This window comes from Candidatus Cloacimonadota bacterium, assembly GCA_011372345.1.
Taxonomy (GTDB): Bacteria; Cloacimonadota; Cloacimonadia; order Cloacimonadales; family TCS61; genus DRTC01.
Map to the genome: position 1 here is coordinate 1 of DRTC01000188.1, position 5347 is coordinate 5347.

The following is a 5347-nucleotide window of genomic DNA, read 5'->3' on the forward strand; positions in this document are numbered from 1 at the left end:
ATCTCTTCATTCATGGTTGACTCTCTTTCCGACAGGTTAAAACCTATCGTTACTACATAGAAAGTCCTGCGGACTTTACAGTCTGAAAGACTTTTTCTGTGTATAGCATTGTGAATTAACTCCTTGCTCATTGTATTTCATGATAATATCGCCATTTAAAATTAAATTTCGAGTATCGTTTTCTGAAAATTCTCTCATATCTATAGACATATTTTTTTATTTAAATGTCTCTTTACATATTATTGTTTTGCCAGACTGCCGTGATTCGAGTATGATTACAATAGGATATTGCAGAGTCAACTTCTTTAATATTTTTTCTGAATCTCGTTTAATATACATGTAGTTCACCGTACAATTTTGGACATATTTGTTTCTCAACTTTAGATTTATTCGTTTTTTTGGCGTGAGTATCTACGGGTTTTCTTACACATAAGGTTTTTAAATTTAAAAGATACACGGAACATCATTAGGGGAAGGTACACGATTGTTATATTATTTCAACACTCTTTTCAGGAGGAAGCACTTTATCGATTTTAAAGCCGGTTTCTTCATCATAAAATTCTGATACACGCTCATTTCTAAGATGATATATTCCTGAATCATGATCAGGAGGAAGACATTTTTGGGGGATGTTAATGATAAATTCGGAGAGCTTCCTTCTTGCCTGTTTCAAAGCTGCAAGTTTAGTAAAACCATTTTCCATTTCTTGCGCTGTAATATAATTTTCCCATAGATCTTGTGCGGTTTCATTCAGCTCTACAAAAATCGATGATGAATAATCATTATCAATCAATTTAAGCTCAATTTTTTCGTTTCCATTCTTGTAACTCAATTTTTTGATCTTATTTAACAATTCTATTGATTTAGTTTGAGAATTATCTTTTTGTATTTCGTAGAAGTAATTTTTGGAAAGTTGATAGAATTCTGATTCGGAAATGATGGTTTTATTTGTTAATACTTTTAACGTTTTCTGTTTTAGAAAACTCTTATATATTCCCGAAGGCGTCCAATCATTGGAATCTTTTAATGAATACAAAAGAACTCTGCCTTTTTTATCATTTCTATTTTCTCTATTGCATCGACCACAAGTTTGAAAAATACTGTCTAATGGAGCAAAATCACGAACAACAATATCTAAATCTATATCCACACCAGCTTCTATCAATTGGGTGGATATAACCAAAACAGGTTCGTTTACTTTTCGCTTCTTTATTTCATTTATACGATTCAAACGTTCTGACGGTATGATGTGGGAAGATAAATAAATTAATTTTTGAGTAGGGTTATTTTCTTGAAAAAATTCAAATAATTCCCTGGCAGAACGAATGGTATTCATTACAAATAGAATATCTAAGTTTGGATTTGTATTCGCTAACTTCAAAGCTGCATCACAAAATTCTTCCCAGTTCATTTTTTCATTTATCAAGTTTGTAACATCCAATTCTATGCGATTGAGACTTTTGAAGATTGTTTGTTTGTCCTGAACTAATTCAATTATTTCATTATTCTCTTCAGAGAATATCAACGGCATCGTCGCTGTTACTAAAATAATTCTCGTGTTCATAAAAATTGATGTTTGAGATAATATTTCTTTTATCAAACTCCAATATTCATGAGGAATTGATTGAATTTCATCTAATATGATCACAGCATTACTGAAACGATTAAATTTTCTGAGGGATGAATTTCTGTAAGAGATGAGAGAATAAATAAGTTGCACAAACGTGGTTACAGTGATTCTGCTTTCCCAACCTTCAATTAAATGCAGAGCTTTATTTATTGTGTACTCCTGTTTGAGATTTTCTTCTGAAACAGTTTGATAAAATATATCGGTGAGATGATGATGCCTTAACAAAATACTCGAATCGTCTGGCAAATTGGCAGAGATTCTGATTTTGTCGAACACCTCGAAATTTTGATCTATCACCGATGTGAATGGTAAGCAATATACAATATGTGAATGATTAAACTTCTCGCACAATTTCAATGCCGCATTAAGCGAGGTTATCGTTTTGCCCGAACCAGTAGGAATGTTGATTGATAGAATCCTGTCTTTATTCGTTAAGCTTTCGATCTTTTTTTCCACTTTGGTAAACGCTTTTTCTCGGATTAAGTCGATTTGGTTAGAATGATCATTACTCAATTGATTTTTGAATTTTTGCACATCTGAGGAAGTGAGTAATTGCGATTTTTTAATATTTTCATCATGCAAAATAGCATCTGTTTTATCCGCTTGCAACAGAATTGAATATAAGAGATTCAATACAAAATAATGCTGTATTGAAAAACCACGTGATAATCTCTTTAATTCTCTGGGAGTTCGAGGATTAAAGTAGGCAATAACATTATCAATGAAATCATGATTTATAAATTGCTCGAAACCTATTCCTGAAGATATATTTATAATTTCTTCATAATCGAGATTATCAGCTTGAGATTGAACATTTTTCAGATCTTTTTCATCAAAGATAAAATTTGTCGTAAAATCTTTTAAGTTTCCATGATGACGACGAACGATGATAAATCCAAAGATTGGTAAAACTAAATCATCTTCAAAATGCTCTTTTAAAATTCCAAAAGTGAGTAAAGCAGAAATCAATCCGTGTCTTCTCTTTCTTCGTTCATCTTCTGTCGATTCTTCTTGCGGATTCTGAATATAATTTTGAAAAAAAGAAGTCGCTTTTCCAAAGTCATGAAAAAGAGATGCAATCGAAATTACTTTTCTCAAATCTTCCCTTTTAAAAAGAGGAAACTCAAACTTCAGCTTATCAAACAAACTTAATGCTTTCTGATGGACACCCAATAAGTGATCCTTCAGCAGTCTGTCGGGATGAGATTTTAGTTTATAATGGAATGATATATTCACCTCCTACTTCTAAGACATTTCCTATTTTTGCACGAATATTTTTACCCTCGCTATCAAATAGATATTCATCATAATGCTCCACTATTCTACTATTGTCTGATTTCATGCGAACGGGAATATTATTGATAAATATTTTTCTATTCTCAAAATCAATTTCTTCATCATCTCCAATCAAACGTTTTGGAATTGTGGAACTAATATCGATGAAGTCATCATCAGTTTCAAAGCTCCTGCCTTCAAATAATCCGACATATTTAAAATCTGCAATATTCCATGCCAATCCTAAAGAGGCAGTATAATATGATTCGTGATTTCTCAAGTTTTCAAGTAATTGTGAAAAATTGGCTTCATCATTCCAGGCAAACCACACTCTGAATTTACCGTCCTTGATAAACTCCATTGTTGTTTGTTTGTGTTGTTCAAAACGATAAAAATGCTTTAGACTGGTCGTCTTTAGAGTATTGATCGGTATGACAACTTTTTTTATCACTTCACGCACACCTACAGCCATTTGAAAAGAATTTTCTGGAAAATAACTCCAATATTCGTTTTTATCCAGTCCGACGATCGCAGAAATCAAACCAATAATAGCTGTTCCGGTGGGAATACTAAAAGTCTGTGGAGACATTGTTGTAAATGGTTTTTTGAATTGAGCATAATCTGCCCAAACGTCAAATACCACAAAATCCATAATTTCCCCTACAATTCAAGTTTTTTCCAATCTGACGGTATAACAATTTTCAGGCCACTATCAACGAAATATTCAACCGATTCAATATGCTGTTTATTATCTTCAATTGAAGCAAGCAAATCAGATAAATCGATTTTGAAATCTTTGATACTGCGGATCTTCAATTCATTATCAAAATCTGTTAGCTTGATTTTTTTATCCAGATCACCAATGAAAAAGTTGGGTGTTTTGTAATTGATCTTTATCAGTAAACGCGGTTGTTGTCCAAATTTACTGCGACTTATCAGATTTTTGGTGCCATGCCACATTCCTTCCAAAAGCAGTTTTGCGTCATCCTCAGTCATTCTTGTATGCTTGGCTGCATTTTGATTTATAATTCCATGAAAAGCAATGAAGGAATATGGAAGAATATATTCTGGTGCAAGTGAACCTTGTTTTTTCTCATCACCAGATGACATCGTAAAAGAGTGTCCAACAGGTTTGATTTCTACTTTATGTAATGATCTTCCTATTTTGAACTGAACAGGACCTGTATAGGTTATAGAGCTTTTAAAACCTTTATTATTCTTCTCTTCAATCTTTGATGCTGGATATTCTACTGCATAAGTAGCCCCAAATAACCTTGTGTCTATATTTTCCATTAAAATATTATCACCAGCAATCTTAGTAATAAGTTGAGCTTCTTTTTTTGTAACCTTATTATTTAGGAATTTCTCTACCAATTTTTTATCTTTATCTTTAATTGTATCATTAGTTTTTATAAAGTCTATGACTCTATGTTTTATGTCTTTTACATATTCATCATCATCTTTAATTTCACGAACAAAAATATCATTTCCTTCTGTTCCATTATAACCTTTGTGTTCGTATAAATAATCTCGGATGGTTCGCTTCAAACGGACATCTGTTACAAAATTAACATTTGTTTCTTCGTCTATTCTTGGTTTGTTCTCATCCAACGGATCACCGTTCGGATTTGCGTCGGTTACATCATAACAAAATAGTAACTCACTGCGGTTTTTAATTATTTCGCTCATTGTGTTCTCCTTCTATATCTTTTTTGGTTTTAAACTTTTTGTTCAGATTCATACCCATAGCAAAGTAGAAGCTGATTTCATCTACGCTTTGGGTTTTTAATTCCGGCTCACCGGATTCCATTAATAAAGCGATTACCTCTTCCAATTCACGATAGTAGTTTTCTTTGTATTGTTCCAATTTCTCAATGGATTCCGGCAGCAATCTTTTAATTGCCTTATGGTCTAATTTCAATCCATTAAGTCTGCTTCTGAAAGGTTTAGCACCTCTTAACCGTAATTGAATGTCCATTACATTTTGAGCTAAAACACCAGTTAAAAAGACTGCTTTCTTCCAATCTGCATCATAAAAATCAGGATGCTTCTGGAAATAGTCTTCATACTTGTTTTCCATTTTTACCTCCAATTTTCCTTCATTTTTTTCTATTAAATTAAGTTCGTATAAAAATTTCAGAAATATCATTGCTTTTAAATAATCAAATTGTCTTTTTTCTTTCAGATATTTTTGAGTGTCCGATTTTTCAATACGATGATTTTCGGCTAACCGATTAGAAATTTGATGATAGATAAATGATTTGTTAATGTTCTGACTTTTTAATATTTTTGTTGTTATCTTAAGAAAATCATCGTTTAAGTTTTTAATCTTTCCATCGACTATCTTCTTAGGAAAAAAAGTTCTAATAATTCCAAAGTTAAAGGAAAGATTATGAAATACATTCTTTTTATAAAGTCCTTTAAGATTCTTAAATTCATCAT

The 5347-nt window shown here is 31.8% G+C and carries 4 protein-coding genes; all 4 read right to left on the reverse strand.

Annotated features, from left to right (window positions below):
• Window positions 1–487: 487 nt before the first annotated feature.
• Entirely contained in the window at window positions 488–2866 is a 2379-nt protein-coding gene (cas3, locus tag ENL20_03690) for a CRISPR-associated helicase Cas3' (protein ID HHE37659.1), read from the reverse strand.
• On the reverse strand, window positions 2844–3557 hold the full coding sequence (cas5b, locus tag ENL20_03695; protein ID HHE37660.1) for a type I-B CRISPR-associated protein Cas5: 714 nt from the start codon (window positions 3555–3557) through the stop codon (window positions 2844–2846). Before cas5b ends, cas3 begins: the two co-directional genes overlap by 23 nt.
• Before the next feature lie 8 nt (window positions 3558–3565).
• On the reverse strand, window positions 3566–4585 hold the full coding sequence (gene cas7b, locus ENL20_03700) for a type I-B CRISPR-associated protein Cas7/Csh2 (protein ID HHE37661.1): 1020 nt from the start codon (window positions 4583–4585) through the stop codon (window positions 3566–3568).
• Window positions 4578–5347: TIGR02556 family CRISPR-associated protein (locus ENL20_03705; protein HHE37662.1), on the reverse strand; the 770-nt coding region annotated here is incomplete at its 5' end. The genes cas7b and ENL20_03705, both read right to left, overlap by 8 nt.